Raw genomic sequence first — 24,713 nt, 5'->3', positions numbered from 1 at the left:
CGGGAGAGGTATTCAGTGGGTCCGGGGCGGGTGGAGCGCGCTGGCCGCAGCCGCCGGCGAGGCCGGACGAGCCGAACTGGCCGCCGGGCCGGGCATCGTGCCCGATATGGGGTTCGAAAGCGCCAACGGCAAGCTGGGCAGGTGCCCCAGCGCGACCGGCGCATGAATGTACTCGCGCACGCCGGGCGGTACCTGCTGGCCCAGCCATGCCGCGATGTGCTGGAACCGCGGCAGCAGCACCGACTGCCGCCACCAGGGGTCCCGCGTGAACGCGGTGAACCCGACCAGGAACACCAGCAGGCTCACCAGCAGCACGCCGCGGGCGAAACCGAACAACATGCCGAGCAGGCGGTCGGTGCCGGACAGGCCGGTGCCCTCGACCAGCTTGCGGATCGCGAAACGCACCAGCGCACCGACGATCAGCACGATCACGAAGCACAACCCGTAGCCGACGATGTAGCGCGCGGACGGCAACGCGATCACGTGCTCGAGGCGTGCCGCCGCCGCCGGACCGAGCATCCACGCCACCCAGAACGCGCCGATCCAGATCGCCAGCGCCAGCACCTCGGAAATGAGGCCGCGCCACAATCCGACCAGCACCGACAGGGTCAGCACGCCGAGGATGATGTAGTCGGTCCCGTTCATCGGTCCACCTGGCCGGTCATCGCTGGCGCCGGCACGTTCAGGGCACCGCGACGATGTTGCCGTCGATGCCGAGCTTTGCCTTGATCTGGTCGTGCAGACGCTGCGCATCGCTGCGCTGGGTCTGCGGACCGGCCCGCACGCGCCACAGCTGCTTGCCGCCGGACTGCACCGAGTCGACGAAGCCGTCGAAGCCGTTCGCGCGCAGCTTGTCGCGCAGTGCATTGGCGTCGCCCTGGCCGCTCACCGCCGCCAGCTGCACCGCCCAGCCGCCCGCCCTGGTGGTCGTCGCAGCGGCGGGCGTCGCCGCCGCGTTGTCCTGGCTGGCATCCTGTTCCAGCCGGGCCGGCACGCCCGGGATCGACCCGGTGATCTTCAGCCGCGCCGCCTCGGCGGCGGTCCGCGTCTCGAACGGCCCGGCCAGTACCAGTGTGCGCGGCTTGCCGGCCTGGGTGATCGCGCGTCCGGTCACCGGATAGCCCAGCGCACGCACGCGGCGCTCCAGGTTCGCGGCCCCCTCGGCGCTGGCGTAGGCACTGAGGTTGAGCGTATAGCTGCCGCGCCCCACAGCAGGCGCACCCGGCACGGTCACGGCCGCCGGCACCGGCCTGGGCGGCGTGACGGTCGCCACCGGCAGCGGCGTGGCCACCGTGGCGCTGGTGCCCGCCCTGGTCTGCTGAGGGATTACCGGCTGGCCAGGCGAAGCGCCCGAGCCGGGGATGATCCGGGTCGGCTGCGGCGGCTTGCCGGCTTCGGGGTCGGTCTCCACGTCGCGCGGGCGGCTGGAACCGATCTCCACCGTGGCCAGCCGCTCGCCCTGCGCCGGCGCAACTGCCTGCACCGGTGGGCTGCCGGCGCTGGATGCGCTTTTCGCGGCGTCCGGAGCCAGGCTCATGGTGCGGGTCTGCAGGTCGCGATCAGGCGCCGGCGGAATTGCCAGGCTGACCGCCTGGTCGCCGCCGGGTGCCGGCGGGGTGCTGGAAAAGAACATCGGCACGAACAGGACCGCCAGCGCGATCAGGACGGCGGCTCCCAGCAGGCGTGTTTTCAAGTTTTCGCTCCACGGCGGCAAACGCGATGCACAACGGCGCGATTATACCTGCCGGCGCCGGATGCCATGCGTGGCCGTTCAGCCGTTGCGTTCAGCCAGCACGGCAGCGGCCACGAAAAACGAGCCGAATGCCAGGATGCGCTCACCCGGTTGCGCAGTTGCGCGAGCCGCCGCCAGCGCCGCGGCCACATCGGCGTGGGCGTCGAACGATGCCTGCGGCAGGACCTGCCGCAGGATCGCAGCCAGCGCGCCCACGGGCAGGCCCCGTGGCGTCGCCCGATCCAGCCCGGCCAGGTGCCAGTGGCCGATGCGTGCGCCGAGCGCGCCGATCACCCCGGCTACGTCCTTGTCCGCCAGCGCACCGTATACCGCGTGCGTCCGCAGCGGCGGCTGGGCGTCCAGCCACTCGGCCAGCGCGCGCGCGGCCTGCGGGTTGTGGCCCACGTCCACGATCAGCGCGGGATCGCCGCCGAGCGACTGCAGCCGCGCCTCCACCCGCACCTCGTGCAGGCCGGCACATGCTGCCGCGAAAAGCGTGCTGGGCATGAACAGGTCACCATCCAGCGCATGCAGCGCGGCAACCGCGGCCGCCGCGTTGGCAAACTGCACCGGCGCGGCCAGCGCGGGATCGGGCAGTTCCATCGCGATGCCGTCGCGATGCCGCCAGCGCCAGCCGTCCGCGTGCCGCTCGACGCCGAAGTCGAGACCCGCCCGCTCGATCCGCGCGCCGCGTTCGGCCAGCGCATCGAGCAGGCCGGCCGGCGGGGCCGCCTCGCCCACGATCGCCGGCCGGCCGGCCCGCGCGATGCCGGCTTTCTCGCGGCCGATGCTGTCGCGATCCGGGCCGAGCCAGTCCATGTGGTCCAGATCCACGGTGGTGATGACCGCCACGTCGGCGTCGATGATGTTCACCGCATCCAGTCGCCCGCCCAGCCCCACCTCCAGCACCGCCACGTCGACGCCGGCGCGGGCGAACAGGTCGATGGCGGCCAGCGCGCCGAACTCGAAATAAGTCAGCGGAATCTCCCCTCGCGCCGCCTCGATACGTTCGAACGAGGCAACCAGCGTGGCGTCATCGGCGTCCGCGCCGTCGATGCGCACGCGCTCGTTGTAGGCCAGCAGGTGCGGCGAGGTGAACGCGCCGACGCGCAGGCCGGCGGCACGCAACATCGCCTCCAGCAAGGCGACCGTGGAGCCCTTGCCGTTGGTGCCGCCGACCGTGATCACCCGCTTCGCCGGCGCCGGCGCGCCCATCCGCCGCCATACCTCGCGCACGCGATCGAGTCCCAGCTCGATGCTGTGCACGTTGACGCGTTCCTGATACGCCAGCCATTCGGCGAGGGTGCGGGGCATGCGGTGACTTTGTGCAGTGGGTGGAACGGCATCCGGCGATACGGCACTGGCACGGATGAACAGGCACAAAGTCTAAAGCATTGCCTCAACCGAACGGATGGATGCCGCTGTAATGCAGCGCCATGTACATGCCGAACATGGTCCAGAACATTTTCTTCAGCGCCTTGCCGGCGAGCAGGGCCACCAGCAGGCCGAGCAGCAGCGGCATGTGTTTTTCCAGCGTGCTGCGTGTGTCGTCGATGACGTGCATATGCATTCTCCGGCACCCCCATGGTGCAGGAGAATGATCTTCCGCAGGCAGCGCCAGCCCCAGGGGCAGGCGTCAATCATCGCTGCTGACAATCGTCACCATGACGCCCGCCTCACAGCGACACATGGCGCAACCGCAGCGCATTGCTCACCACCGACACCGAACTCAGGCTCATCGCCAGCGCGGCGATCATCGGCGACAGCGTGATGCCGAACCACGGGTACAGCACGCCGGCCGCCAGCGGCACACCGACTGCGTTGTAGATGAAGGCGAAGAACAGGTTCTGGTGAATGTTGCGCACGGTCGCCTGCGACAGCTTGCGCGCGCGCACGATCGCGCCGAGCTCGCCCTTCACCAGGGTCACCGACGCGCTCTCCATCGCCACGTCGGCGCCGCTGCCCATGGCGATGCCGATGTCGGCGGCGGCCAGCGCCGGCGCGTCGTTGATGCCGTCGCCGGCCATCGCCACGCGACGACCGGCAGCCCTGAGCTGATTCACCACCGCCGCCTTGTCGGCCGGCGAGACGTCGGCATGCACTTCGTCGATGCCGAGCGTGCGCGCCACCGACTGCGCGGTGGTGGCGTTGTCGCCGGTGAGCATCACGATGCGCAGGCCGGCCTCGTGCAGCGCCGCGATCGCCGCCGGCGTATCGGGCTTGATCCGGTCGGCCACGGCCAGCAAGGCGGCGAGTACGCCGTCGACGGCCAGGAACATCACCGTGGCGCCCTGCCCGCGCAGCTGTTCGGCGCGGGCGCCGGCCTCGTCACCGATCGCGACATGCGACTCGGCCATCAGCTTCGCGTTGCCCAGTGCCGCCTCGCTGCCGCCCACCTTCGCGCTGACGCCGCGACCGGTCAGCGAACGGAAGTCCGTCGCCGCCAGTGTCGCCACACCCTCGGCATCGGCGGCAGCCACGATCGCCCGCGCCAGCGGGTGTTCGCTCGGCCGCTCCAGCGAGGCAGCCAGCGCCAGCAGCCGTTCGCGCGGCTGGCCGCCCAGAATCGCCAGTTCGGTCAGCGCCGGCTTGCCCATGGTCAGCGTGCCGGTCTTGTCGACCACCAGGGTATCGATGTCGCGCAGGCCCTCGATCGCGCCAGCGTCCTTGAACAGCACGCCATGCTGCGCGCCGCGGCCACTGGCGACCATGATCGAGATCGGCGTGGCCAGGCCCAGCGCGCACGGACAGGCGATGATCAGCACCGACACGGCCGCGATCAGCGCGTGCGCCAGCCGCGGCTGCGGACCGACGATGGCCCAGGCCGCGAACGCCAGCAGCGCCACCACCACCACCGCAGGCACGAACCACGCCGCGACCTGGTCGGCCACGCGCTGCAGCGGCGCCCGGCTGCGCTGCGCCTGCGCCACCAGCGCCACGATCTGCGCCAGCATCGTCTCGGCGCCGACCCTCTGCGCGCGCATGGTCAGCGCGCCGTCCTGGTTCACCGTGCCGCCGGTCACCGGATCGCCCGAGACCTTGGCCACCGGCATCGGCTCGCCGGTAAGCATCGACTCGTCGACGTGGCTCTCGCCTTCCAGCACCACGCCGTCCACCGGCACCTTCTCGCCGGGGCGCACCCTCAACACGTCGCCGGCATGCACCTCGTCCAGCGCCACGTCGCGCTCGCTGCCGTCGGCGGCGATGCGCCGCGCCGTCTTCGGCGCCAGCCCCAGCAGCGCCTTCAGCGCCGCGCCGGTACGCCGGCGCGCACGCAATTCCAGGAAATCGCCCAGGGTGACCAGGGTGACGATCACCGCTGCCGACTCGAAGTACACCGCAACGCGGCCCTGCGCGTCGCGGAAGCCGTCCGGGAAGATCCCCGGCAACAGGAACGCCACCGCGCTGTAAAGCCACGCCACGCCGGTGCCCAGCGCGATCAGCGTGTACATGTTCGGCCGCCACGGCTTCAGCGAACGCCAGCCGCGCGCAAAGAACGGCGCGCCGCCCCACAGCACCACCACGCTGGCCAGCAACGCCTCGACCCAGCCGGCCACGCCATCCCACGACGCGGACAGGTGCCAGCCGAGCAGATGCGGCCCCATCGCCAGCGCGAACACCGGCACGGTCAGCGCCACCAGCCACCAGAAGCGGCGTGTCATCGACGGCAGTTCGCCGCCGTCATCCTCGTCCAAAGTCGGCACCATCGGTTCCAGCGCCATGCCGCAGATCGGGCAATGGCCGGGACCGACCTGCTGGATCTGCGGATGCATCGGACATGTGTAGATCGTGCCGGGCGGAGCCGGCGGGGACACCAATGGACGATTCTGCAGATACGCCGACGGATCGGCGGTGAATTTCTCGTGGCAGCGCGCGGAACAGAAATGGTAGGTCTGGCCGTCATGCCCGGCGTGGTATTTCGCCGCCTGCGGATCCACCGTCATGCCGCACACCGGATCCTTCACGGCAGGCGCATGCTCGTGATGGACATGCTCGTGATGCGCGTGGTCTTGGTGCGCGTGATCGTGTGTCCCCGGCTTGCCGCCACAGCAGCCTGCTGCCGCGTTTTCCTCTGCATAGGCCGCCGGCGACGCATCGAACTTCGCCTTGCAACCCGCGCTGCAGAAATAAAACGTCTGCCCATCGTGCATGCCCAGATGCTTCGCCGTCGCCGGATCCACCGTCATCCCGCACACCGGATCGATCGCCGCGTCGGCCGCCGGCTTGTCGCCGCCCGCGCAGCAGGAATCTTGCCCGCTCATTCCTTCACCTCCTCGTTGCCCAATGCACGCAGGATCGGACAATGCTCCGGCGCACCATGGCCCGGACACGACGCGACCAGCTCCGCCAAACCATCACGCACCCGCTGCAACTCGGCGATGCGTTGCTCGATCGCCGCCAGCCGCTTCTCCGCGCGCTGCTTCACCGCCTTCACCCCGCGCTGGCGATCCGCCGACAGCGCCAGTAGCTCGCGGATCTCCTCCAGCGTGAAGCCGAGCTCCTTGGCGCGCCGGATGAAGCGCAGTTGCGCGATGGTGCCGACGCCGTAACTGCGGTAGCCCGAGGCGCGCCGCTGCGGCTCGGGCAGCAGGCCCTCGCGCTCGTAGTAACGGATCGTGTCGATCGCCACGCCGACGCGCTTGGCGACGGCACCGATAGTCAGGGAGGGAGTTTGCGTGTTCATGGAACAAGTCTAGACCCTTGATCAAGGTCAAGAGTCAAGCCCCCTACGCAGCGCCACCCGGGCACCCGCGCCATACCGGCAGCTGGACGGGATGTTTGGTGTGGCTGCGCCCGGAATCCGCGGAGTCTGCCCCGGCCACGCGCAGCATGTAGTCGGTGGTGCCGGCGACTTGGAAGTGGCGCTGGCGCACGAGTCCACCGGGGCCTACGGCCGGCCCGCTGGCTCAGGCGATCATCCGCCGCCGTAACCGGTGGGCGTGCTGCCCATCATCCGCCGAAACATCACGCAAAAGGCGCTGCAACTGGCATAGCCAGCATCACGCGCCACGCTCTTGATCGACGCGCCCGCATTCAGTCGGCTCAACGCACGGGCCAACCGGACGTGCTGCCGCCAGCGCACGAAGTTCATCTTCAACTCGCTCTCGAAGAGGCGCGCCAGGGTCCGACTGCTTGCGCCGACCTGTCGCGCCAGCTGGTCCAGCGTATCGGCCCGGGTCGGGTCGGCCAGCAGACGGGCGCATACCTTCTTCAATCGCGGATCCGACGGCACGGGGATGTGGATGGCCGCCTCGTCGGCGCCATGCAACTCGTGCAGCAGCAGCGGCAACATCATACGCATGCGTTGCGCATCCCTGGCTTCGTGCGCGCCTACCATCGCCAGGATGAGTTCGCGGAGCAGATCCGTGATCGCCAGGATCCTGCAATGGTCGCCGAGTAGCGCCCCCACGTCCCGGTCCAGATACAACGTGCGTATGGCGACATGGCCTTCCATGCGGATCTCGTGCGGCATTGCGGCGGGCACCCACAGCGAACGCTGCGGCGGAACGATCCAGATGCCTTCGCGGGTGGTTACCTGCATCACGCCCGACGCGGCGTAGATGAGTTGCCCACGCCGGTGCCGATGCCGCGGGATCAGGCACCCCTTCGGGTAATCCTTGGCCAGCGCGGTTGCCGGCCACGCCCGAGACGCACCGATGGATTGTCTGGAATGCGACACAGCATGGCTTCCTGTCGATATACGGACACGACTACGCTGATTCTGGGCGCAGGGCTGTTCCGCCGCAACGCCACGCCCGGGTTTCACCGACACACCCGCGGCACCGCCCATGAGACAGGCGCAACTGGAGGCCATCCGATGAACGACCACCCCATCTCGCGACGCACGGTACTCAAGGCAGGTGCGGCCATCGCCGGGGCGCTCGCGCTGGGCAGGCAACCCCTCCTGGCGGAAACCCGCGACGCGCCCGAACGGCCGACCCTCGTCGTGCTCTGGCTCAACGGGGGCCCGGCGGGCCTGTTCAACAGTGCGGACTCGTTTCTTCCCGGCGGTGCTTTCGGGGTGACCGCCGACAACGTCCGCCACCTCGGCAATGGCCTTGGCGTCGATGCGGGTTCGCTTGGCGCCCTGCCCGAGGCAGCCCTGGCGCACATGGCGTCGATCGATTTCCGTCACGGCCTCTACCCGCATGCGGACGCGCGCGCAGCGATGCTGGAAAGTGCATCACGCAGCCGGCTGCTGCGCATGGCCGCAGCCATGCCGGACCCCGCGCCCCGTTGCGTCGTCGTGAACAGCCTTGGCCTGCCGGCCGGCGTCGCCGCGATGCCCCCGGCGGAAGGTCGTGTCACGCTGGAGCACTGTCTCAGTCTCGACGATGCACGCGGGCCTTTGCCGATCGCGCAACTCGATGCCATCCGCAGCGCCTACGGCGTGTCTGCCGGAAGCACTGCCATCGACAGCCAGCGGGCGACCTTCGCCGGCATCGAATCCATGATCCACGCCGGTCCTGGCGTGATCTTCGCGCAACCCGCCTACACGGGACGCCCTGACCGGCAGTTCGACACGCACCACGACGACGCCGGAACACTGGCGCGCGACATCATGGCCCCCATCACGCCGTCCCTGATCACTTTCCTCGAACGCGTGATGACCCTGCCGCGTCGCAATGTCGTGGTACTGCTGACCGGCGAATTCAGCCGGACACTGCCGGGCTCGGACCATGTGCCGGGCGGCACGGCGACGGTCATCGGCAAGTACGTCAAGACCGGCACCGCCGGACGACAGGGTCCGGGCGGCTCGCCATCCGAACACGCTTCACCGCCGGAAGGCCTTTGGGCCTACGTCGCCGCAGCCCTGCGCGTGGACAGATCGGCCCCGTTCGGCCGCAACCCGCACCGCGAATTGATCGCCTGAACCGGATGTGCCTGCCGCGTGCTCGTGCCCCAAAACCACGAGACACGATGTTCGCACCTGGTCGCGGTAGACAAGACACGCGAACGCGATGGTCAAGCCGACTCATCCTCCACCGCCACGAAGCCCCCGGTCTGCCGCTTCCACAGCCGCGCATACAGCCCGTCGCGGGCCACCAGCCCGGCGTGCGTGCCGGTTTCCACGATGCGGCCCTTGTCCAGCACCACCAGCCGGTCCATGCGCGCGATGGTGGACAGGCGATGCGCGATGGCGATCACCGTCTTGCCCTGCATCAGCAGGTCGAGGCTGTCCTGGATCGCCGCCTCGGCCTCGGAATCCAGCGCGCTGGTGGCCTCGTCCAGCACCAGGATCGGCGCATCCTTCAGCAGCACGCGGGCGATCGCGATGCGCTGGCGCTGGCCGCCGGACAGCTTCACGCCACGCTCGCCCACCAGCGCCTCGTAACCGGTGCGCCCCTCGCCGTCCACCAGGGCGGGAATGAACTCGTCGGCGCGCGCCTTGCGCACGGCCTCCGCGATCTGCGCCTCGCTGGCGTCGGGGCGGCCGTAGAGGATGTTGTCGCGGATCGAGCGGTGCAGCAGCGAGGTGTCCTGGGTCACCACGCCGATTTGCGAACGCAGACTTTCCTGGGTGACACCGGCGATGTCCTGTCCGTCGATCAGGATGCGCCCCGCCTCCAGGTCGTACAGCCGCAGCAGCACGTTGACCAGGGTGGACTTGCCCGCGCCGGACGGGCCGACCAGGCCGATCTTCTCGCCCGCGCGCACCGCCAGTTCCAGTCCCGCGATCACCCCGCCCTGCTTGCCGTAATGGAAATGGATGTCGTGGAAATGCACCGCGCCGCTGGTCACCTCCAGCGGCATCGCGCCCTTGCGGTCCTGTACCGCGCGCGGCCGCGAGATCGTGGTGATGCCGTCCTGCACCGTGCCCACGTTCTCGAAGATGCCGTTGACCACCCACATGATCCAGCCAGACATGTTGTTGATGCGGATCACCAGCCCGGTCGACAGCGCGATTGCGCCCACCGTCACCCGGCCCTCGCTCCACAGCCACAGCGCCAACGCCGAGGTGCCGACGATCAGGAAACCGTTGAGCGTGGTGATGCTGGCATCCAGCGCGGTAGTGACACGGGTCATGCGGCGCAGCTTGTCGGTCTGCTCGGCCATCGCGTCGGCCACATACGCTTCCTCGCGCCGGGTGTGCGCGAACAGCTTCAGCGTGAGCACGTTGCCGTAGCCGTCGACGATGCGCCCCATCAGCTTGGAGCGCGCCTCCGAAGCCAGCCACGAGCGCTGCTTGATGCGCGGGATGAAGAACGCCAGCAGTCCGACATAGGCGAACACCCATGCGACCAGCGGTACCGCCAGCCACAGGTCCGCCTGCGCGAACAGCACGATCGCGCTGCCGGTGTAGATGGTGACGTACCAGATCGCATCGACGATCTGCACCGCCGACTCGCGCAGCGCGCCACCGGTCTGCATGATGCGGTTGGCGATGCGGCCGGCGTAGTCGTTCTGGAAGAAACCCAGGCTCTGGCGGATCACGTAGCGGTGGTTCTGCCAGCGGATGCGGTTGGTCAGGCTGGGCACGATGGCCTGGTTCACCAGCAGGTCGTGCACGCCGATCGCCAGCGGCCGCACGATCAGCGCGACGAAACCCATCCACAACAATTCATTGCCATGCTGCCGGAAGAAATCCGCCGCCGGCGCGCCCCTGGCCATGTCCACGATGCGGCCGATGAAGCCGAACAGCGACACCTCGACGATCGCCACCATGAAACCCACCGCGATCGCCACCGCGAACACCGGCCACACCTGGCGCAGGTAGAACGCGTAGAAGCGCCATACCGACGTCGGCGGCATGCCATCGACCGGGTCCTTGAATGCGTCGATCAGGGCTTCGAACCAGCGGAAAAGCATGGGGCATTCCGGACTTGCGGGGACGGCCATTGTGCTTGAAGCCCGAACGATGCGGTGTGACGATGCGGCCTCTCTCCGTCGTGACCACGCGGGACCAGCAATATGACCATTGAGACCCTTGAGGGAAGTTGCACCTGCGGCGCGATCCGCTATCGCCTCGCCAGCGCGCCGCTGTTCGTGCACTGCTGCCACTGCAGCTGGTGCCAGCGCGAGACCGGCAGTGCATTCGCGCTGAACGCGATGATCGAGACCGATCGCGTGGAGTTGCTGCAGGGCGAGCCGGTGATGGTCGACACCCCATCGGCGAGCGGCAAGGGCCAGCGGATCGCGCGCTGCGCAAACTGCCACGTGGCGCTGTGGAGCCACTACCCCGGCGGCGGCAAGGCGGTGGCCTTCGTGCGAGTGGGCACGCTGGCCGAACCGTGGCGGTTGCCGCCGGACATCCATATCTACACCTCGACCAGGCAGCCGTGGGTGGTGTTGCCGCCGGGAGTGCCTGCGGTGGCGGAGTTCTACGAGATCGAGCAGGCATGGCCGGCGGCCAGCCTGGAACGGCGTGCCGCATTGCGGGCAGCGAGGCCCTCGCCCTGAGCCGCGTCGGCGCATTTCGCCTAGTCTGAACGCCAGCCGCGAAGACAACCGCTGATCCGCCCGGCGCGATTGACCACTCGCAGCGGCGCTCCGATCATGGGCGGATGCCTACCCTGTTCCGCTGCCTCCTGTTCCTGCTGCTGGCCCTCGGCAGCACCGCATCGCTTGCCCAGAACAACGATCAACCCCCGGCTGCCGCGTCGGCGGCGACCCCGGCGCAGACGCTGGACCAGCTGGGCGGCCAGCTCGACACCGTCAAGGCCGCACTGAAGGACAACAAGTCCGGGACGCCGCTGGCCGACCTGCGGAGCACCGCGCTTGGCGTGCAGGACCAGGCGCGTCAGCTGGCCGCCAGCCTTGCGCCGCAAATGACCGCCCTGCAGGCGCAGCTTGCCGTGCTGGGTCCACCCCCCGCCAAGGGCGCACCGGCAGAGGCGCCGGAGGTCGCCGTGCAGCGCCGCAAGCTGGACAAGGCGCAGACCGATCTCGATGCGCAGATCAAGCAGGCGCAACTGCTCGGCCAGGGCGCGACGCAGCTGGCGGCTCAGATCAGCGGCCTGCGCAACGACGAGTTCCAGGCACGGCTGGCCTCGCGCACGGCGACGCCGTTCAGCCGCACGTTCTGGGCCGATCCGGTACGGGCGTTTCCGGATGACACGGTGCGAATCAATCGCCTCGGCTCGCGTTTCGCCGCTGCCATGGCGCAGGCATGGCAGCCGCCGAACCGGCAGCCCCTGGTGTGGTGCCTGATCGCTGCCGCGCTGCTGCTGGGCGGCGGTCGCTGGGTACTGGAACGGCTGTTGCTGATGCTGGCCACACGCTGCGTACCGGACGGCCATCTGCGGCGCAGTGCGATGGCCACCGCGGTGGCACTGACCGCCGTCCTCACCACCGGGCTGGCCGCGCAACTGGCCTATCTTGGGCTGAACTGGAACGACATCCTCGACGACGATCTCGCCGCGCTGGCCGCCAACGTGGTCAGGCTGGTGTGCTTCGCTGCCTACGTGACCGGACTCGGGCGGGCACTCCTTTCCGTGCAGCGACCGTCCTGGCGCCTGCCGGCGCTGTCGGACCTGGCGGCGCAGCGGCTACGGCCGATCCCCTGGCTGCTGGCCGCGGCGGCGCTGCTGTTCGGCCTGCTCGACCGCATCAGCCGCGTGATCGGCAGCAGCCTGCCGGCCACCGTGACCACGCGCGGCCTGTTCGCCCTGGTCATCAGCGGACTGATCGGCGCGGCCCTGCTGCGCATGCGGCGCAGTCGCCGCGAGCTGGCCACCGGCGACGCCGAGCGGGAGCAGCGGCCGGTATGGATCGGCCTGCTCGCCGCCGCCGCCGCCCTCGGCGTGGCGATCAGCTGGCTGGGCGTGGCCACCGGCTTCATCGCTCTGGCGTTCTTCGTCGCCGTGCAGATGCTCTGGATCGGCGTGATCGTGGCCACGGTGTACCTGCTGATCCAACTGCTCACCGACCTGATCAACACCCTGCTGTCGCCGCACGGGCGCAGCGGCCAGCGGCTGCAGGCCGGCTTCGATCTGGCGCCGCATGCGCTGGAGCAGACCGCCATCCTGCTCGCCGGCATCTGCCGCGTCGGGCTGGTGCTGCTGGCGATGGCGACCGTGCTGACGCCCTTCGGCGCCGGCCCCAAGGACCTGCTGGCCAGCGCCGAACAGACCCTGGGCAGCTTCAAGCTCGGCGAACTGGCCATCGACCCGGGCAGCATCTTCGGCGCCGCACTGGTGCTGGTCGCGGGACTGTTCGTGCTGCGCACGCTCAAGCGCTGGCTGCGCGAGCAGCTGCTGCCGAAATCCGCCATGGAAAAAGGCATGCAGGAGTCCATCGTGACCCTGCTGGGCTATCTCGGCGGCATGCTGGTGTTCGTGCTGACGCTGGCCGCGCTGCACGTGGACCTGAAGAGCATCGCGTGGATCGTCAGCGCGCTGTCGGTGGGCATCGGCTTCGGCCTGCAGGCGATCGTGCAGAACTTCATCTCTGGCCTGATCCTGCTGGTCGAGCGGCCGGTGAAGGTGGGCGACTGGGTCAGCCTGAGCAGCGACGTCGAGGGCGACATCCGCCGGATCAACGTGCGCGCCACCGAGATCCAGATGTGGGACCGCTCCACCGTGATCGTGCCGAACTCGCAGCTGATCACCCAGAACGTGCGCAACGTGACCCTGGCCAATGCGCAGGGGCGTGTGCAGATCAAGCTGCCGATGCCGCTGGATACCCCTGCCGGCAAGGTTCGCGGACTGGTGCTGGGAATCCTGCGCTCGCACCGCGACACGCTGGCCGCGCCGGGGCCGTACGTGCAGCTGGAAAATGTCGCCACCGGCGTGATGACGTTCAATTGCGTCGCCTACGTCGGCAGCCCGCGCGAAGTCAGCGGCGTGAAGAGCGAGCTGCTGTTCGAGATCCTCGAATCCCTGCGCAGCGAAGGGCTGCCGATGACCAGCCCGCAGAGCATGCTGGTGCGCACGCTGCCGCCCCTGCCGGAAGAGGACGAACACACCGGCTGAGGTGGCGTCCATCGCGAGAATCCCCCGCCGCTATGGTGGCCTGACAGACGGGAAACGCCCGGCGCGCTAGCCTGCATGCGGTTTCCGCCCGAGGAGAGCTCCGTCATGCCGGTACCCCATCCCCATGGCAGCACCATCATCCCCTGCCTGCGCTACCGCGACGCTCACGCCGCGATCGACTGGCTGTGCAAGGCGTTCGGCTTCGAGAAGCAGGCCGTCCACGAAAATGAAAGTGGCGGCGTGGAACACGCCCAGCTCACCTACGGCCACGGCATGGTCATGCTCGGCGAGGTGCGCGACAACGAATTCGGCCAGCACATTGCGCAACCCGACGAGATCGGCGGCCGCGAGACGCAGTGCGCCTGCGTGACCGTCGGCGACTGCAAGTCGCACTACCGGCAGGCCAAGGCCGCCGGCGCGGTGATCGTCGACGAGTACGCCGAGAAGGAGTACGGCGGCGCCGGCTACAGCTGCCACGACCCGGAGGGCCATCTGTGGTACTTCGGCAGCTACGACCCGTGGCAGCCCGGGCCGGCCTGACAAAAAAAGAAGCCGGCTTGCGCCGGCCTCCTGGTCACGCGGATTGCGGCAGCGCCGTTACGGCGTGCAGACCTTGCCATGCTCGGGATGGTTGCCCTTGGCCTTGGCGTCGGCCTCGCTCATGTACTCGCCGTGCTTGGTCTTGCCGTACCACTTGTCGCTGGGGCAGTGGTAGACCTTGCTGCTGTCGTTGACCCATACCATGCCCGGGCCACCGCCCGCTGCCGCGTTGGCGGCCGGCGTCGGCATCGCGCGATGCTGCTTGGCGGCCGGCGCGGCAGCGGGGGCCGGAGCCGGTGCGGCAGGCGCGGCAGCCGGCGCCGGTGCAGCAGCAGCCGGCGCAGCCTTGGCCGCCGGAGCACTGGCAGCCGAATACCACTCCTTTACGCCCTTGTGGCCCTTGCAGGCGCCGCGCTTGGTGGCGGTGCTGGTGTAGCTGCCGTCCTTGCACTGGCCGGTCGAACCGGACGGGGCGGACGCCTGTTGCGCATAGACAGCCGGCATCGCCAGCAGACAGGCCAGTGCGATGGCGACAAGACTTGAAGATTTCATGCAGATTCCCTCCAACGTGGATTCGCGGTGACACTCCCAAGCACCCCCCAACCGCGGCGCTTGCGGCAACGACTATGCCGCAAAATCGTTACCGCAGAACGTGAAGGCGGCAGGGTATTCATTCGGCGTTGGCCGCTTCGAATGAATTTGCGGGATGGCAACGGCACCGGCGGGATACGAGGCGGGCATGCCCCGGCCCGCGACCCGTCTCCCGCGCCCTCGCGCAAGCCGCTACGGCGTGGCGGCGGCGACGTGCTTCAGCTTCGCGCCCGGCCGCGCGATGGCATACATCTCCCAGCTGATCTGCTTGAGCAGGGCCGTGCGGTCGTCGCCCTGCACGAACAGGTCGAAATGGGTGCGGTCCGGCAGGAAACGGAAGTCCGACTTCGCACCCAGTCCGTCCAGCACCGCCTTGAGCTTGTGCGCGGCGCCGTCGAGGTAGAACGTGTCGGCGGTGCCTACGATCAGGTGGATCTTGCCGTCGAGGTCGCGCTTCAGCCGCGGCCAGTTCGTGTGCACGAGGTGGGCGATGTCGTAGTGCTCGCGCCAGTAATCCACCACCGCCGGATCGACCGCACCGGTGTCGCGGTCGAACATCGGCAATGGCCGGCCATCCGCGCCGCGCGGCGAGAACACCCATTCGAACGAGGCCATCTGGCCGCCGTACTCGCCCAGCACGCGCTCGAGCTTCGCGAACGCCTCGAAGCTGGCGATCACCTTGCCCTTGTCGCGCACCAGCGGGTAGGCCGAACCGTCCGCCCGGCGATAGACGTTCGCGTTCGGCGCGTACAGGTCCACCCCGGTGAAGTCGTGGAAGTCGCTGGGGTCGGGCGAGGTCGACCAGGTGCCACCGAAGATCTTCGGATAGCGCGTCTGCAGCCACAGCGTGGCCAAGCCGCCGGAGGAGTGCCCGGTGAGGAAGCGGCCGGACGATCGCGCATCCATGCGGTAACGGGATTCCAGCTGCGGGATCAGCTCGGTGGTGAGCGCCGTGCCCCATGGCCCGTTGTTCACCGAATCGGCGAATTCGTGCGTGCCGGTGGGGCTGGACTGGTCCAGGAACACCCAGATCATCGCCGGCATCTGGCGCTCGGCCATCGCGCCATAGACCATCGCGGCGCTGCCGGCGAGCGAGGCCGCGCTGCCGCCGTAGCCATGGGTGGAATACACCACCGGCCAGGTCTGCTTCGCGCCAGGGTCGTAGCCCGGCGGCAACAGCACCCAGCCGCGCATGTGGATGGGCCGTCCCCAGAACGCGCTCAGCGCCGGGCTGACGAAGTCGAGCGGTTGGGCGGCCCGGCGCGCCTCGTCGAGGTGCTTGCGGGTGGTGTCGCTGAAGTAGCGCGCCGGCAGGTTCCACGGATCGCGTGCAGGCAGCACGCGATCCAGGCTCAGTCTGGGCGGCGTCGCGGCCGGCAGATGCACCTTCACCACCGGGCTGACCAGGTCGCCCGCGCCGCGGCCGCCGTAGCTGTAGTCATGATGGGTGTCGAGCACCGCCTGCACGAAGTAGTCTCCGGGCGGCAGCTGCGACCAGCGGGCCGGGTACGCCAGCGCATCGGCGTCGATCTCCACGCCCTGCCCCGGCACCAGCCGGCCCACCTCGCGCGCGGCCACCGAAGCCTGCACGGCGCCGAACGGATTCGCATCCACCTCGTCGACCTTGCCGTCCTTCGCCGCGGCGGTGGCTGCCTTGGCATCGACGGCGAACAACAACAGGCGGCCGGAAACCGGTTCGTGCTGCGCACTGCCCAGTTCGACCCGGAACGGGCTGTGCGCCGCCGGCGCGTCGGTACGGGCCAGCGCCACGCCGGCGAACAGCCCGCAGCCCAGCACGATCGCTACTGCACGATGCATGTCACGCATGTCGATCCCCCGTATCACGGCAGTGGAAAGGCCGGGGCCGCGACCGACCCCGGCGCCTGTTCAATGCTTGCCGGTATCCGGCTTGTCCGCGACCGGCACCATACGCAGGTCCTGGAAGTCGAAGCTGAAATCGGTCAGCGGCGAGATCGGCTGCATGCGCACCTCGCTGACATGGCCGTCCACGTCCAGGCTGAAAGTGATGAAGGCGTCGGCGTTGAGTGTACGGTCGTCCCAGCGCACGGTGAAGGTGTCGTGCTGCCACGGCGTCATCGTGCCGACCAGTTGCGCGGTCTTGGAGAAACGCAGGCGCAGCTTGCCACCCTCGTGGCTGACGATCACATCGCCATACCACGGATCGCGATAGGTGCCGGCGTACTTCGCCAGCGCCATCGACGGCTTGCTGTGCTTGTCGCGCGCCGCCTCGTGCTTGGTCAGGCTGTCGTCGGCCTTGGCTTCGAATTTCTTCACCGCCTTGTCGTAGGCGGCCACCCAGTCGGTCTTGTGCTCCGGGTTCAGATAGGCATCGAGCACGCGGAAGGTGACCGCATTGAACGCAGCGCCGGATTCGGCGTTGGTCAGCACCACCACGCCGAGCTTCTGCCCCGGCACCAGGGTCACCCGCGAAACCATGCCGGGCCAGCCGCCGGTATGCCAGACCAGCTTCTGACTGCGGTAGTCGGACAGGAACCAGCTTTCGCCGTAGCCGGAGAAGTTCGGCACCAGCGGCGCCAGTTCCGGAACCGGCGGCTTGCCGACCCTGATCGGGGTCAGCACGCTCCACATCTCGCGCTGGCTGTCCTCGGAGAACAGCCGCGCCGGCTTGCCGTCGGTGCCCATCGTGGGCAAAACGCCACCGGCCAGCTGCACGTTCATCCACTTCGCCAGGTCGTGCACGCTGGAGTAGATGCCGCCGGCGCCGGGGTCGTTGAGCCAGGCCATCGGCGGCACCGGCTTGAGATCCTTGAAGTCGGCCTTGGCGTGGCCGATGGCCACGTCCATGCCGGGCTTCAGATACGTCATGTCGACCAGCGACTCGTCCATGCCGACCGGCTTGAACAGGTGCTCGCGCAGGTAGTCGGCGTAGCTCTGGCCGGAGGCCTGCTCGATCACCAGGGTGGCCACCGCGAACAGGATGTTGTCGTAGGCGTAGCCGCTGCGGAAGCCGTTCCTGATCGGCACGTTGGCGAGGCGTTCGACCACTTCCTTCGTGCTGTACGAGGTCGGCGGCCAGTACAGGAGATCACCGGCGCCGAGACTGAGGCCACTGCGGTGCGCCAGCAGGTCGCGGATGCGCATCTCGTGGGTGACGTACGGATCGGACATGCGGAACCACGGCAGGTGGTCGATCACCCGATCGTCCATCTTCAGCTTGCCGGCTTCGGCCAACTGCTGCAGCGCTGCGGCGGTGAACGCCTTGGTGTTGGAGGCGATCGCGAACAGCGTGTTCGCGTCGACCTGGCCCGGCTTGCCGATCTCGCGCAGGCCGAAGCCCTGCTCCAGCACCACCTTGCCGTCCTTGACGATCGCCACGGCGATGCCCGGCACGTCGAAGGTCTTGCGTGCGCTGTCGACGTAGGCGGAGAACTCCTGCAGCTGGGCCGGCAGCATCGGCCGCGCGGTGTCGCCGGTGGAGACCGGCGGCGGCGACTTAGCGGCCGGTGCCTGCGCGGAAACGGCGGTGGCGAAAACGAGCAGCGCGCAGCACAGCGCCAGGCGCAGGGAAAGGGGTCGCTGGGACATCGAAGGCTCCGCGGTTGGCAAGGCCGCCACTATCGCGGCAAACCGGGGGGCAAGGCCAGCGCTGGAAGTCACGACTCGACGCCGCATGCCGCTGCACCGATCATGGCGCCAGCATGCCGCGCCGCGCGGCCACGTCCGACCGAGGAACGCGATGGACCCCATGGTGGAATGGATCGCCGCCCACGCCCTGCGGCTGTGGGCACTCCTGCTGTTGCTGGTGCTGCTGGCGGGCGATCTGGCCTGGCAGCGCAACGCGCACTGGCAACGCCGTGCGCTTGCCGGCAGCCGTGCGCCGATCGTGCTGCGCTGGCAGGCCGGGCTGATCCTGCTGCTGGTGCTGGCCCTGCTGTTCCTCGCCATCGCCGCTGCCGTCGCCGGGCAGCCGGTCGGCGAGCTGGCACGCTTCGACGCCGACCTGGCCGAGCACCTGCATGCGCAGTTGCCGCTGCCGGTGTTGCGCGGCATCGCCGTGGTCACCCATCTCGGCGACCTGTGGTGGGTGGCGCCCACGGCCGCCGTGGTGGCCCTGCTGCTGTTGCTGCGCCGGCGCTGGCGGCTGGCGGGTATCTGGGTGGTGGCCCTGCTCGGCATCCTGCCGATCAATGGCGGCCTCAAGGCGATCTTCCGGCGGGTGCGGCCGCTGCACGACCACGGCTTCATCGTCGAATCCGGCTGGAGCTTCCCCAGCGGTCACGCGTTCGGTGCCATCGTGTTCTACGGCATGCTCGCCTACGTGCTGCTGCGCCTGCTGCCGCCGCGCTTCCATCGCGCGGTGATCGCCGCCACGGTACTGCTGGTCGGCATGGTCGGGATCAGCCGCATCCTGCTGCAGGTGCACTACTTCAGCGACGTGATGGCCGGCTATGCCGCGGGCGCGGCGTGGCTGGTGCTGTGCATCGGCGCCGCCGAACACCTGCGCATGACGGCAACGAGGACATTGCCATGAACGACCTGTTCGCCCCCGCCAGCCACGACGGCCCGCGCATCCGCGTCGGCATCGGCGGCTGGAACTACGCGCCGTGGCGCGACAACTTCTACCCCGCGAAACTGGTGCAGCGGCGCGAGCTGGAATACGCCAGCCGCCAGCTGCGCGCGATCGAGATCAACGGCACCTACTACGGCGCGCAGAAGCCGGCGACCTACGCGAAGTGGGCGGCCGAGACGCCGGCCGGTTTCGTGTTTTCGCTGAAGGCGCCGCGCTACATCACCGAAGGCAGGCGGCTGGCCGACACCGGCAAGGGCGTCAGCGGCTTCGTGCACGGCGGGCTGGCGGAAATGGGTGACCGGCTGGGACCGATCCTGTGGCAGTTGCCGCCCTCACTGCGATTCGATGCCGACGACCTCGGCGCCTTCCTCGATGCGCTGCCGCGCGCACTGGACGGCCAGCCGCTGCGCCACGTGCTGGAAGTGCGGCACCCCAGCTTCCTCGACCCGCGCTACGTGGAACTGGCGCGCGCACATCGCGTGCCCACCGTCTTCACCGACTCGCCCGACTACCCTTCGCTGGCCGACCTCACCGGCAACTTCGCCTATGCGCGGCTGATGCGCAGCGCCGACGAGTTCTCCGCCGGCTACGCGCCAGCCGAGCTGGATCGCTGGGCCGGCCACGCGTGCGCCTGGGCCGCGGGCAACGACATCGCCGAATTGCCGCACGCCGCCGCACGGCAACCGCAAGGGCCACCCCGCGACGTGTTCGTGTTCTTCATCAGCGCCGCCAAGCACCGCAACCCCGCCGCGGCGATGGCGCTGCAGTCACGCGTGGACCTGATGTCGTAGGGCGGGCACCGCCCGCCGGTTTTTCGATGTATCGCCAGGAGTGGCGGGCGGTGCCCGCCCTACATCGGCCACAACTCAAACGGCGCGATAATTGTCCACCTCGCGATAGCGTCGCGCATACAACCCGAACGCCAGCGCGGCGAGCAAGGCGAACGCGGCGAAGAAGAACATCTGGAACGCGGTGACGCTGAGCCCCGTGCCGGCAATGGAACCCGTGACGGTTTCGTTGCGCACCGCCGCGTTGGCCAGCAGCACCCACAGGTTGCCGACCGTGGTGGTGAGGTTCCAGAAACTCATCACCACGCCCTTCATCGACGTCGGCGCCTGACTGTAGGCAAACTCCAGCCCGGTAGCCGAGACCAGCACCTCTCCGAACGTCAGCAGCGCGTACGGCAGCACCTGCCATACGATCGACAGCGGGTCGCCGCCATCGATGACGACCTGCAGGCCACCCACCACGATCCAGGCCAGACCGCTGAACGCGATGCCGGCGGTCATCCGGCGCAGCGCGGTGGGCTCGTAGCCGAGGCGGCGCAGCAACGGGTACAGCACCAGGTTGTTGAACGGGATCAGCAACATCACCAGCAGCGGGTTCAGCGCCTGCATCTGCGCCGGCTGGAACCACGACGGCATGGTCATTTCGTGGCCCTGCACCACCCAGGTCGAGGCCTTCTGGTCGAACAGCGAGAAGAACGGCGTGGTCAGCGCGAAGATCACCAGCACGCGCAACACGTTGCGCGCGCCATCCACTGCCGCGTCCGGGTGACGACCGCGGGCGCGCTCCATCTGCAGCCAGGCGCCGCCGCCGACGCCGCCGATCAGCGCCACCAGCGCCAGGCAGGCCACGATCACGAAACCCAGCGTGCCGGCGAAAGCGAAGGCGCCCAGTGCCATCAGCACGCCGGCGGCCGCAATCCACAAGCCGGGCCGCGCCTGCCCCGGCCGACGGGTCACCAAGGCCGTGCGCAATATCCGCGAGAACGCATTAGGGTCCGGCGGTGTCGGCGGCAGCATCACGTACTGCCGGCGGCCCAGCCAGAACACCACGGTGGCGACGAACATCAGGGCGCCGGGGATGCCGAACGCCACCGCCGCGCCGAAGTGGTGCAGGAACAGCGGCATCAGCAAGGATGCGAAGAACGAACCGAAGTTGATGATCCAGTAGAACGCGTCGAACACCATCTTCGCCAGGTGCTTGTTCGACTGGTCGAACTGGTCGCCCACGAACGAGGCCACCAGCGGCTTGATGCCGCCCGCGCCCAGCGCGATCAGGCCCAGGCCGGTGAAGAAGCCGAGGCGGCTGTGCTCGAAGACCGCCAGGCAGGCATGGCCTGCGCAATACACCAGGCTCATCCACAGCACGGTGTGGTACTTGCCGAAGAAGCGGTCCGCCAGCCAGCCGCCCAGCAGCGGAAAGAAGTACACGCCAATCACGAAGGTATGGAACACGTCCTTCGCCGCGAGCGTGCGCTGCCCTTCCGGCATGTACAGCAACAGCGTGGTGATCAGGAACGGCGTGAGGATGTTGCGCATCCCGTAGAAGGAAAAGCGCTCGCAGCCTTCGTTGCCGATGATGTAGGCGATCTGCCGCGGCAGGCGGCCCTCGGCGCGTTCGGGGGTGATGTTCATGCTCCACTCCGGGATCGGGGCGACGCGGTGTCGGCGCCGTGCGATCCCGCAGTGTGCGCAATTTCTTGCGATCGCGGAACCCCGAAACCTCGCTCCGTTCGCATCGCCGGCCGCCGCCGCCCTGCTAAGCTCGCGCCGCTTCCATCCGCCCACGAGTCTGCATGCGTCCACTCAAGTCACTGATCCTGCTGGTAATCATCCTCACCGCGTTGGCGCTCTGGAATCGCCATGGCGAGACGCCGCAACCCCGGGTCGCACCCACTCCCAGCGCACCCGGCCAGACGGCGATCGCGAACCCACCGGCGGACATGCTGCCGCCCGAGGCGCACGACACGCTGGAGCGGATCGCCCGCGGCGGCCCGTTCGAGCACGACCAGGACGGCGCCGTGTTCGGCAACTACGAAGGCCTGTTGCCGAATCAGCCGCGCGGCTACTACCACGAGTACACGGTGGAGACGCCGGGCGCGCGCAATCGCGGCGCACGGCGCATCATCACCGGCGGCACGCCGCCGGTGATGTGGTACTACACCGACGACCATTACCGCAGTTTCCGCCGCCTCGAGACGGGCCGATGAGTCCGCACGGCTTCGACCTGGACCTGACCCGCCCCGCCATGAACGGGGTGTACTTCGTCAGTGCCGGCGACCTGGACCGGCTGGCCCGTGCCGCCGCGCGCGAGCAACTGCAGGTATGCCGCACCGACCTGGCAGGCTGCCACGGCAAGGACGAATTGCTGCGCCGGCTCGCCGCCTCGCTGCAGCTGCCGGCCACGTTCGGCCACAACTGGGACGCGCTGGCCGACTGCCTGCGCGATCTCGGCTGGATGCCGGCCTGGGGCTACGTGCTGTTGTTCGACCACGCCGACCAGCTGTTGCAAGCCGCGGAGGCGGACTACAACATCCTGCTCGGCATCCTCGACGACGCCGCCACTTTCGGCGGCGAACACGACATGCCGTGGTTCGCGTGCCTGGCGCTGCCCGACGGCGCCTTCGACGAACATCCCGCCGCCTGATTCCCGCACCCCGGACACCCATGCAAACCATCGATTTTGAACTGGAAGGCGACTACGTCGAGCTCAACATGCTGATCAAGCTGGTCGGCCTGTGCGACAGCGGTGGCGCGGGCAAGGCGATCGTGGCCAGCGGCGCGGTGCGCGTGGACGGCACCGTGGAACTGCGCAAGACCTGCAAGATCCGCGCAGGCCAGGTGGTCGGCATCGACGACGTGGAGATCCACGTGCTAGCCGACCCCGAGGCCTAGCCAGGCAGGCTGTCCAGCCGCCGATCCAGACCGGCGTGCACGGGCAGACGCAACAGGAACGCCTCTTCCAGCACGCGCCGTATCTCGGCGCTGTCGCGCAGGCTGTGCCGCTCGGGCTCCTGGCCCAGCCGGCGCACGGTGTACTCATGGTTGAGCAGGCTCATGCGCCGGTCGGCGGTGGTGCGCGCCGCGATCAGGTTGCTCGGGAAGCGCGACGCCGGATGCGTGGAAACGTAGTGGTTGGCCACCACGTAGTCGATCATCTCGCAACGCCGCAGGTCGAAGCGGTACAACGTGAACCACTGCCCGCGCACCTGCGACTGCATGCGCCACTCGCCGTCACGCTCGAGCAGCCGGAATGGCTCATGGCCGGTCGGCTGTTCGATGCCGGCCTGCAGCCGCAGCGCACCGGTCAGCACCTGACCGCCGAAACCCACGTCCGCCAGCCAGCTCGCGCCCTCCAGCTCGACACGCAGCAACATGTGGGTCTGCGCGGTGACCGCATCCTCCGGGTGCTGCCACAGCACCCGCGCGATCAGACCCGACACCTCGAAGCCGATCGTGCGCAGCACCGCGGCGAACAGCAGGTTCTGCTCGAAGCAGTAGCCGCCGCGGCCGTCGTGCACCAGTTTCCGCTCCAGCGCCGGCGTATCCAGTTCGACCGGCAGGCCCAGCAGCGGGTTGAGGTTCTCGAACGGGATCGCCGCCACGTGTGCCACGGCCAGGCCGTGCAAGGTGGCCAGGTCGGCGGCGACGCTGCCGTGCCAGCCGACGCGCCGCAGGTAGGCGCCCAGATCGATGGAACCTTGCATCCCTCAACTCCACGAAGCCGACAGATAATGATGGTACCCGGCCGACCGTCGCCGCACAGGTAACCGATGGCATAGGCCCGGCGAAGAACAGGTATCGGCCACCCGATGGCCATTCCGGCGAGGCGCAGCATGATCCGTCGCAGCACACTCCACGTCATGCCCCTGGTCGCCCTGCTGATGCTGGGCGTGAGCGCGTGCCAGCCGGTGTCCGCCGCCAGCGGCGCGCTCCCGGCGCCGACGCTCGACGCGCCGAAAACCGCCGCCCACGGCGAGCAGGTCGCGGTGCTGGCAGGCGGCTGCTTCTGGGGCGTCGAGGCGGTGTTCGAGCACGTCAGAGGGGTACGCAAGGTGGTGGCCGGCTACTCCGGCGGCAACGCCGATACCGCGCATTACGACGAGGTCGGCGCGGGCGATACCGGCCACGCCGAATCGGTGCAGGTGCATTTCGACCCGGCCGAGGTCAGCTACGGCACGCTGCTGCAGGTGTTCTTCTCGGTCGCGCTCGATCCCACCGAACGGAACCGGCAGGGTCCGGACGTGGGCAACCAGTACCGATCGGTGATCTTCTACGCCGATCCCGGGCAGCAACGGATCGCCGGTGCCTATCTCGCGCAGCTGGCCGCGGCGAAAGCCTTCCCCGCGCCGATCGTGACGCAGCTGGTGCCGCTGCAGGCATTCTACCCGGCCGAGGCGTACCACCAGCATTACTTCCAGCTGCATCCGAACAATCCGTACATCGTCTACAACGATGCGCCGAAGGTGGCGCAACTGAAGCGGCTGTTCCCTGCGCTCTACCAGCCGGACCGGCAGGTCGTCGAGGTGCAGCTGCACTGACGTGCCGGCAGTGGCCTGCCTGCGCTGGCTTGAGTGAAGCGGAGCGGCCCCCATCTC

23 protein-coding genes are annotated in these 24,713 nt (G+C 68.9%); 10 read left to right on the top strand and 13 right to left on the bottom strand.

All coding sequences use genetic code 11. From position 1 onward, the window contains the following. Positions 1–12 precede the first annotated feature (12 nt). The 7 genes from DEO45_RS08105 to DEO45_RS08080 all read right to left on the bottom strand — a co-directional run bounded on the left by DEO45_RS08105 (position 13) and on the right by DEO45_RS08080 (position 7,412). Positions 13–645 (bottom strand): CvpA family protein, encoded by a 633-nt coding sequence (locus tag DEO45_RS08105; protein WP_114342370.1) that lies wholly within the window; start codon positions 643–645, stop codon positions 13–15. Positions 646–682: 37 nt separating this feature from the next. After that, positions 683–1,693, bottom strand: coding sequence for an SPOR domain-containing protein (locus DEO45_RS08100; protein ID WP_114342902.1), 1,011 nt, complete (start codon positions 1,691–1,693; stop codon positions 683–685). A 78-nt stretch (positions 1,694–1,771) separates the two neighbouring features. Beyond that, positions 1,772–3,046, bottom strand: coding sequence for a bifunctional tetrahydrofolate synthase/dihydrofolate synthase (gene folC, locus DEO45_RS08095; RefSeq protein WP_114342368.1), 1,275 nt, complete (start codon positions 3,044–3,046; stop codon positions 1,772–1,774). Between the two features lie 85 nt (positions 3,047–3,131). Then, the gene (locus tag DEO45_RS16590; RefSeq protein WP_189339702.1) at positions 3,132–3,296 is read right to left on the bottom strand and encodes a hypothetical protein; all 165 of its coding nucleotides are present in this window, start codon (positions 3,294–3,296) and stop codon (positions 3,132–3,134) included. Positions 3,297–3,408: 112 nt separating this feature from the next. Further along, complete coding sequence (locus DEO45_RS08090) at positions 3,409–5,994, bottom strand: heavy metal translocating P-type ATPase (protein ID WP_114342366.1); 2,586 nt, start codon at positions 5,992–5,994, stop codon at positions 3,409–3,411. Further along, positions 5,991–6,416, bottom strand: coding sequence for a heavy metal-responsive transcriptional regulator (locus DEO45_RS08085; RefSeq protein ID WP_114342363.1), 426 nt, complete (start codon positions 6,414–6,416; stop codon positions 5,991–5,993). The genes DEO45_RS08090 and DEO45_RS08085 overlap by 4 nt, the downstream gene beginning before the upstream one ends. Before the next feature lie 231 nt (positions 6,417–6,647). Further along, the gene (locus DEO45_RS08080) at positions 6,648–7,412 is read right to left on the bottom strand and encodes an AraC family transcriptional regulator (protein WP_189339701.1); all 765 of its coding nucleotides are present in this window, start codon (positions 7,410–7,412) and stop codon (positions 6,648–6,650) included. A 138-nt stretch (positions 7,413–7,550) separates the two neighbouring features. On the opposite strand from DEO45_RS08080, the gene DEO45_RS08075 reads away from it, so the two are divergent. Next, positions 7,551–8,606, top strand: a complete 1,056-nt coding sequence (locus DEO45_RS08075) for a twin-arginine translocation signal domain-containing protein (RefSeq protein WP_189339700.1) — start codon at positions 7,551–7,553, stop codon at positions 8,604–8,606. Positions 8,607–8,698: 92 nt separating this feature from the next. Here DEO45_RS08075 and DEO45_RS08070 read toward each other — a convergent pair whose 3' ends face one another. After that, positions 8,699–10,543: an ABC transporter ATP-binding protein gene (locus DEO45_RS08070; RefSeq protein WP_114342358.1), complete on the bottom strand. Its 1,845-nt coding sequence runs from the start codon at positions 10,541–10,543 to the stop codon at positions 8,699–8,701. 102 nt (positions 10,544–10,645) lie between these two features. On the opposite strand from DEO45_RS08070, the gene DEO45_RS08065 reads away from it, so the two are divergent. The 3 genes from DEO45_RS08065 to DEO45_RS08055 all read left to right on the top strand — a co-directional run bounded on the left by DEO45_RS08065 (position 10,646) and on the right by DEO45_RS08055 (position 14,187). Then, entirely contained in the window at positions 10,646–11,134 is a 489-nt protein-coding gene (locus DEO45_RS08065; RefSeq protein ID WP_114342355.1) for a GFA family protein, read from the top strand. A gap of 104 nt (positions 11,135–11,238) precedes the next feature. After that, a complete protein-coding gene (locus DEO45_RS08060; RefSeq protein WP_114342351.1) occupies positions 11,239–13,647 on the top strand; it encodes a DUF3772 domain-containing protein in 2,409 nt (802 codons plus the stop codon). A gap of 105 nt (positions 13,648–13,752) precedes the next feature. After that, positions 13,753–14,187, top strand: a complete 435-nt coding sequence (locus DEO45_RS08055; RefSeq protein ID WP_114342349.1) for a VOC family protein — start codon at positions 13,753–13,755, stop codon at positions 14,185–14,187. A 57-nt stretch (positions 14,188–14,244) separates the two neighbouring features. Here DEO45_RS08055 and DEO45_RS08050 read toward each other — a convergent pair whose 3' ends face one another. The 3 genes from DEO45_RS08050 to DEO45_RS08040 all read right to left on the bottom strand — a co-directional run bounded on the left by DEO45_RS08050 (position 14,245) and on the right by DEO45_RS08040 (position 18,345). Further along, positions 14,245–14,739 carry a DUF3761 domain-containing protein gene (locus DEO45_RS08050; protein ID WP_114342346.1) on the bottom strand — a complete coding sequence of 165 codons (495 nt, stop codon included), beginning with the start codon at positions 14,737–14,739 and terminating at the stop codon, positions 14,245–14,247. A gap of 231 nt (positions 14,740–14,970) precedes the next feature. After that, positions 14,971–16,605 carry an alpha/beta hydrolase gene (locus DEO45_RS08045; RefSeq protein WP_114342343.1) on the bottom strand — a complete coding sequence of 545 codons (1,635 nt, stop codon included), beginning with the start codon at positions 16,603–16,605 and terminating at the stop codon, positions 14,971–14,973. Positions 16,606–16,665: 60 nt separating this feature from the next. Further along, entirely contained in the window at positions 16,666–18,345 is a 1,680-nt protein-coding gene (locus tag DEO45_RS08040) for a serine hydrolase (RefSeq protein ID WP_114342340.1), read from the bottom strand. Positions 18,346–18,496: 151 nt separating this feature from the next. Here DEO45_RS08040 and DEO45_RS08035 point away from each other — a divergent pair, with 151 nt between their 5' ends. Together DEO45_RS08035 and DEO45_RS08030 are read left to right on the top strand one after the other, a co-directional pair. Then, on the top strand, positions 18,497–19,291 hold the full coding sequence (locus DEO45_RS08035; RefSeq protein ID WP_114342338.1) for a phosphatase PAP2 family protein: 795 nt from the start codon (positions 18,497–18,499) through the stop codon (positions 19,289–19,291). Next, entirely contained in the window at positions 19,288–20,121 is an 834-nt protein-coding gene (locus DEO45_RS08030; protein ID WP_114342335.1) for a DUF72 domain-containing protein, read from the top strand. Before DEO45_RS08035 ends, DEO45_RS08030 begins: the two co-directional genes overlap by 4 nt. A gap of 75 nt (positions 20,122–20,196) precedes the next feature. Here DEO45_RS08030 and DEO45_RS08025 read toward each other — a convergent pair whose 3' ends face one another. Next, positions 20,197–21,750 (bottom strand): oligopeptide:H+ symporter, encoded by a 1,554-nt coding sequence (locus DEO45_RS08025; protein WP_114342332.1) that lies wholly within the window; start codon positions 21,748–21,750, stop codon positions 20,197–20,199. 161 nt (positions 21,751–21,911) lie between these two features. On the opposite strand from DEO45_RS08025, the gene DEO45_RS08020 reads away from it, so the two are divergent. From DEO45_RS08020 to DEO45_RS08010, 3 genes are read left to right on the top strand one after another with little or no spacing between them, the layout of a single operon-like run. Continuing rightward, positions 21,912–22,325, top strand: a complete 414-nt coding sequence (locus DEO45_RS08020) for a ribonuclease domain-containing protein (protein ID WP_114342329.1) — start codon at positions 21,912–21,914, stop codon at positions 22,323–22,325. Next, the gene (locus DEO45_RS08015) at positions 22,322–22,762 is read left to right on the top strand and encodes a barstar family protein (protein WP_114342327.1); all 441 of its coding nucleotides are present in this window, start codon (positions 22,322–22,324) and stop codon (positions 22,760–22,762) included. Before DEO45_RS08020 ends, DEO45_RS08015 begins: the two co-directional genes overlap by 4 nt. Positions 22,763–22,782: 20 nt before the next feature. Further along, the gene (locus tag DEO45_RS08010; RefSeq protein ID WP_114342324.1) at positions 22,783–23,010 is read left to right on the top strand and encodes an RNA-binding S4 domain-containing protein; all 228 of its coding nucleotides are present in this window, start codon (positions 22,783–22,785) and stop codon (positions 23,008–23,010) included. On the opposite strand, the gene DEO45_RS08005 is transcribed toward DEO45_RS08010, so the two are convergent. After that, complete coding sequence (locus DEO45_RS08005; RefSeq protein WP_114342322.1) at positions 23,007–23,822, bottom strand: arylamine N-acetyltransferase family protein; 816 nt, start codon at positions 23,820–23,822, stop codon at positions 23,007–23,009. The two genes, DEO45_RS08010 and DEO45_RS08005, sit on opposite strands and share 4 nt — an antisense overlap. A gap of 129 nt (positions 23,823–23,951) precedes the next feature. Between DEO45_RS08005 and msrA the strand changes: the two genes are divergently transcribed. Then, positions 23,952–24,656, top strand: coding sequence for a peptide-methionine (S)-S-oxide reductase MsrA (gene msrA / locus DEO45_RS08000; protein WP_114342320.1), 705 nt, complete (start codon positions 23,952–23,954; stop codon positions 24,654–24,656). Positions 24,657–24,713: the final 57 nt, after the last annotated feature.

Source organism: Rhodanobacter denitrificans (genome assembly GCF_003335105.1).
Classification (GTDB): Bacteria; Pseudomonadota; Gammaproteobacteria; order Xanthomonadales; family Rhodanobacteraceae; genus Rhodanobacter; species Rhodanobacter denitrificans_A.
This window is presented reverse-complemented; position numbering and strand designations above follow the sequence as displayed.

Bases quoted from the DNA above. Each gene is read 5' to 3' on its own strand.
- DEO45_RS08105 (WP_114342370.1), bottom strand. From the start codon at position 645: ATGAACGGGACCGACTACATCATCCTCGGCGTGCTGACCCTGTCGGTG.
- folC (WP_114342368.1), bottom strand. From the start codon at position 3,046: ATGCCCCGCACCCTCGCCGAATGGCTGGCGTATCAGGAACGCGTCAAC.
- DEO45_RS16590 (WP_189339702.1), bottom strand. From the start codon at position 3,296: ATGCACGTCATCGACGACACACGCAGCACGCTGGAAAAACACATGCCG.
- DEO45_RS08090 (WP_114342366.1), bottom strand. From the start codon at position 5,994: ATGAGCGGGCAAGATTCCTGCTGCGCGGGCGGCGACAAGCCGGCGGCC.
- DEO45_RS08085 (WP_114342363.1), bottom strand. From the start codon at position 6,416: ATGAACACGCAAACTCCCTCCCTGACTATCGGTGCCGTCGCCAAGCGC.
- DEO45_RS08075 (WP_189339700.1), top strand. From the start codon at position 7,551: ATGAACGACCACCCCATCTCGCGACGCACGGTACTCAAGGCAGGTGCG.
- DEO45_RS08070 (WP_114342358.1), bottom strand. From the start codon at position 10,543: ATGCTTTTCCGCTGGTTCGAAGCCCTGATCGACGCATTCAAGGACCCG.
- DEO45_RS08065 (WP_114342355.1), top strand. From the start codon at position 10,646: ATGACCATTGAGACCCTTGAGGGAAGTTGCACCTGCGGCGCGATCCGC.
- DEO45_RS08060 (WP_114342351.1), top strand. From the start codon at position 11,239: ATGCCTACCCTGTTCCGCTGCCTCCTGTTCCTGCTGCTGGCCCTCGGC.
- DEO45_RS08055 (WP_114342349.1), top strand. From the start codon at position 13,753: ATGCCGGTACCCCATCCCCATGGCAGCACCATCATCCCCTGCCTGCGC.
- DEO45_RS08050 (WP_114342346.1), bottom strand. From the start codon at position 14,739: ATGAAATCTTCAAGTCTTGTCGCCATCGCACTGGCCTGTCTGCTGGCG.
- DEO45_RS08045 (WP_114342343.1), bottom strand. From the start codon at position 16,605: ATGCGTGACATGCATCGTGCAGTAGCGATCGTGCTGGGCTGCGGGCTG.
- DEO45_RS08040 (WP_114342340.1), bottom strand. From the start codon at position 18,345: ATGTCCCAGCGACCCCTTTCCCTGCGCCTGGCGCTGTGCTGCGCGCTG.
- DEO45_RS08035 (WP_114342338.1), top strand. From the start codon at position 18,497: ATGGACCCCATGGTGGAATGGATCGCCGCCCACGCCCTGCGGCTGTGG.
- DEO45_RS08030 (WP_114342335.1), top strand. From the start codon at position 19,288: ATGAACGACCTGTTCGCCCCCGCCAGCCACGACGGCCCGCGCATCCGC.
- DEO45_RS08025 (WP_114342332.1), bottom strand. From the start codon at position 21,750: ATGAACATCACCCCCGAACGCGCCGAGGGCCGCCTGCCGCGGCAGATC.
- DEO45_RS08020 (WP_114342329.1), top strand. From the start codon at position 21,912: ATGCGTCCACTCAAGTCACTGATCCTGCTGGTAATCATCCTCACCGCG.
- DEO45_RS08015 (WP_114342327.1), top strand. From the start codon at position 22,322: ATGAGTCCGCACGGCTTCGACCTGGACCTGACCCGCCCCGCCATGAAC.
- DEO45_RS08010 (WP_114342324.1), top strand. From the start codon at position 22,783: ATGCAAACCATCGATTTTGAACTGGAAGGCGACTACGTCGAGCTCAAC.
- DEO45_RS08005 (WP_114342322.1), bottom strand. From the start codon at position 23,822: ATGCAAGGTTCCATCGATCTGGGCGCCTACCTGCGGCGCGTCGGCTGG.
- msrA (WP_114342320.1), top strand. From the start codon at position 23,952: ATGATCCGTCGCAGCACACTCCACGTCATGCCCCTGGTCGCCCTGCTG.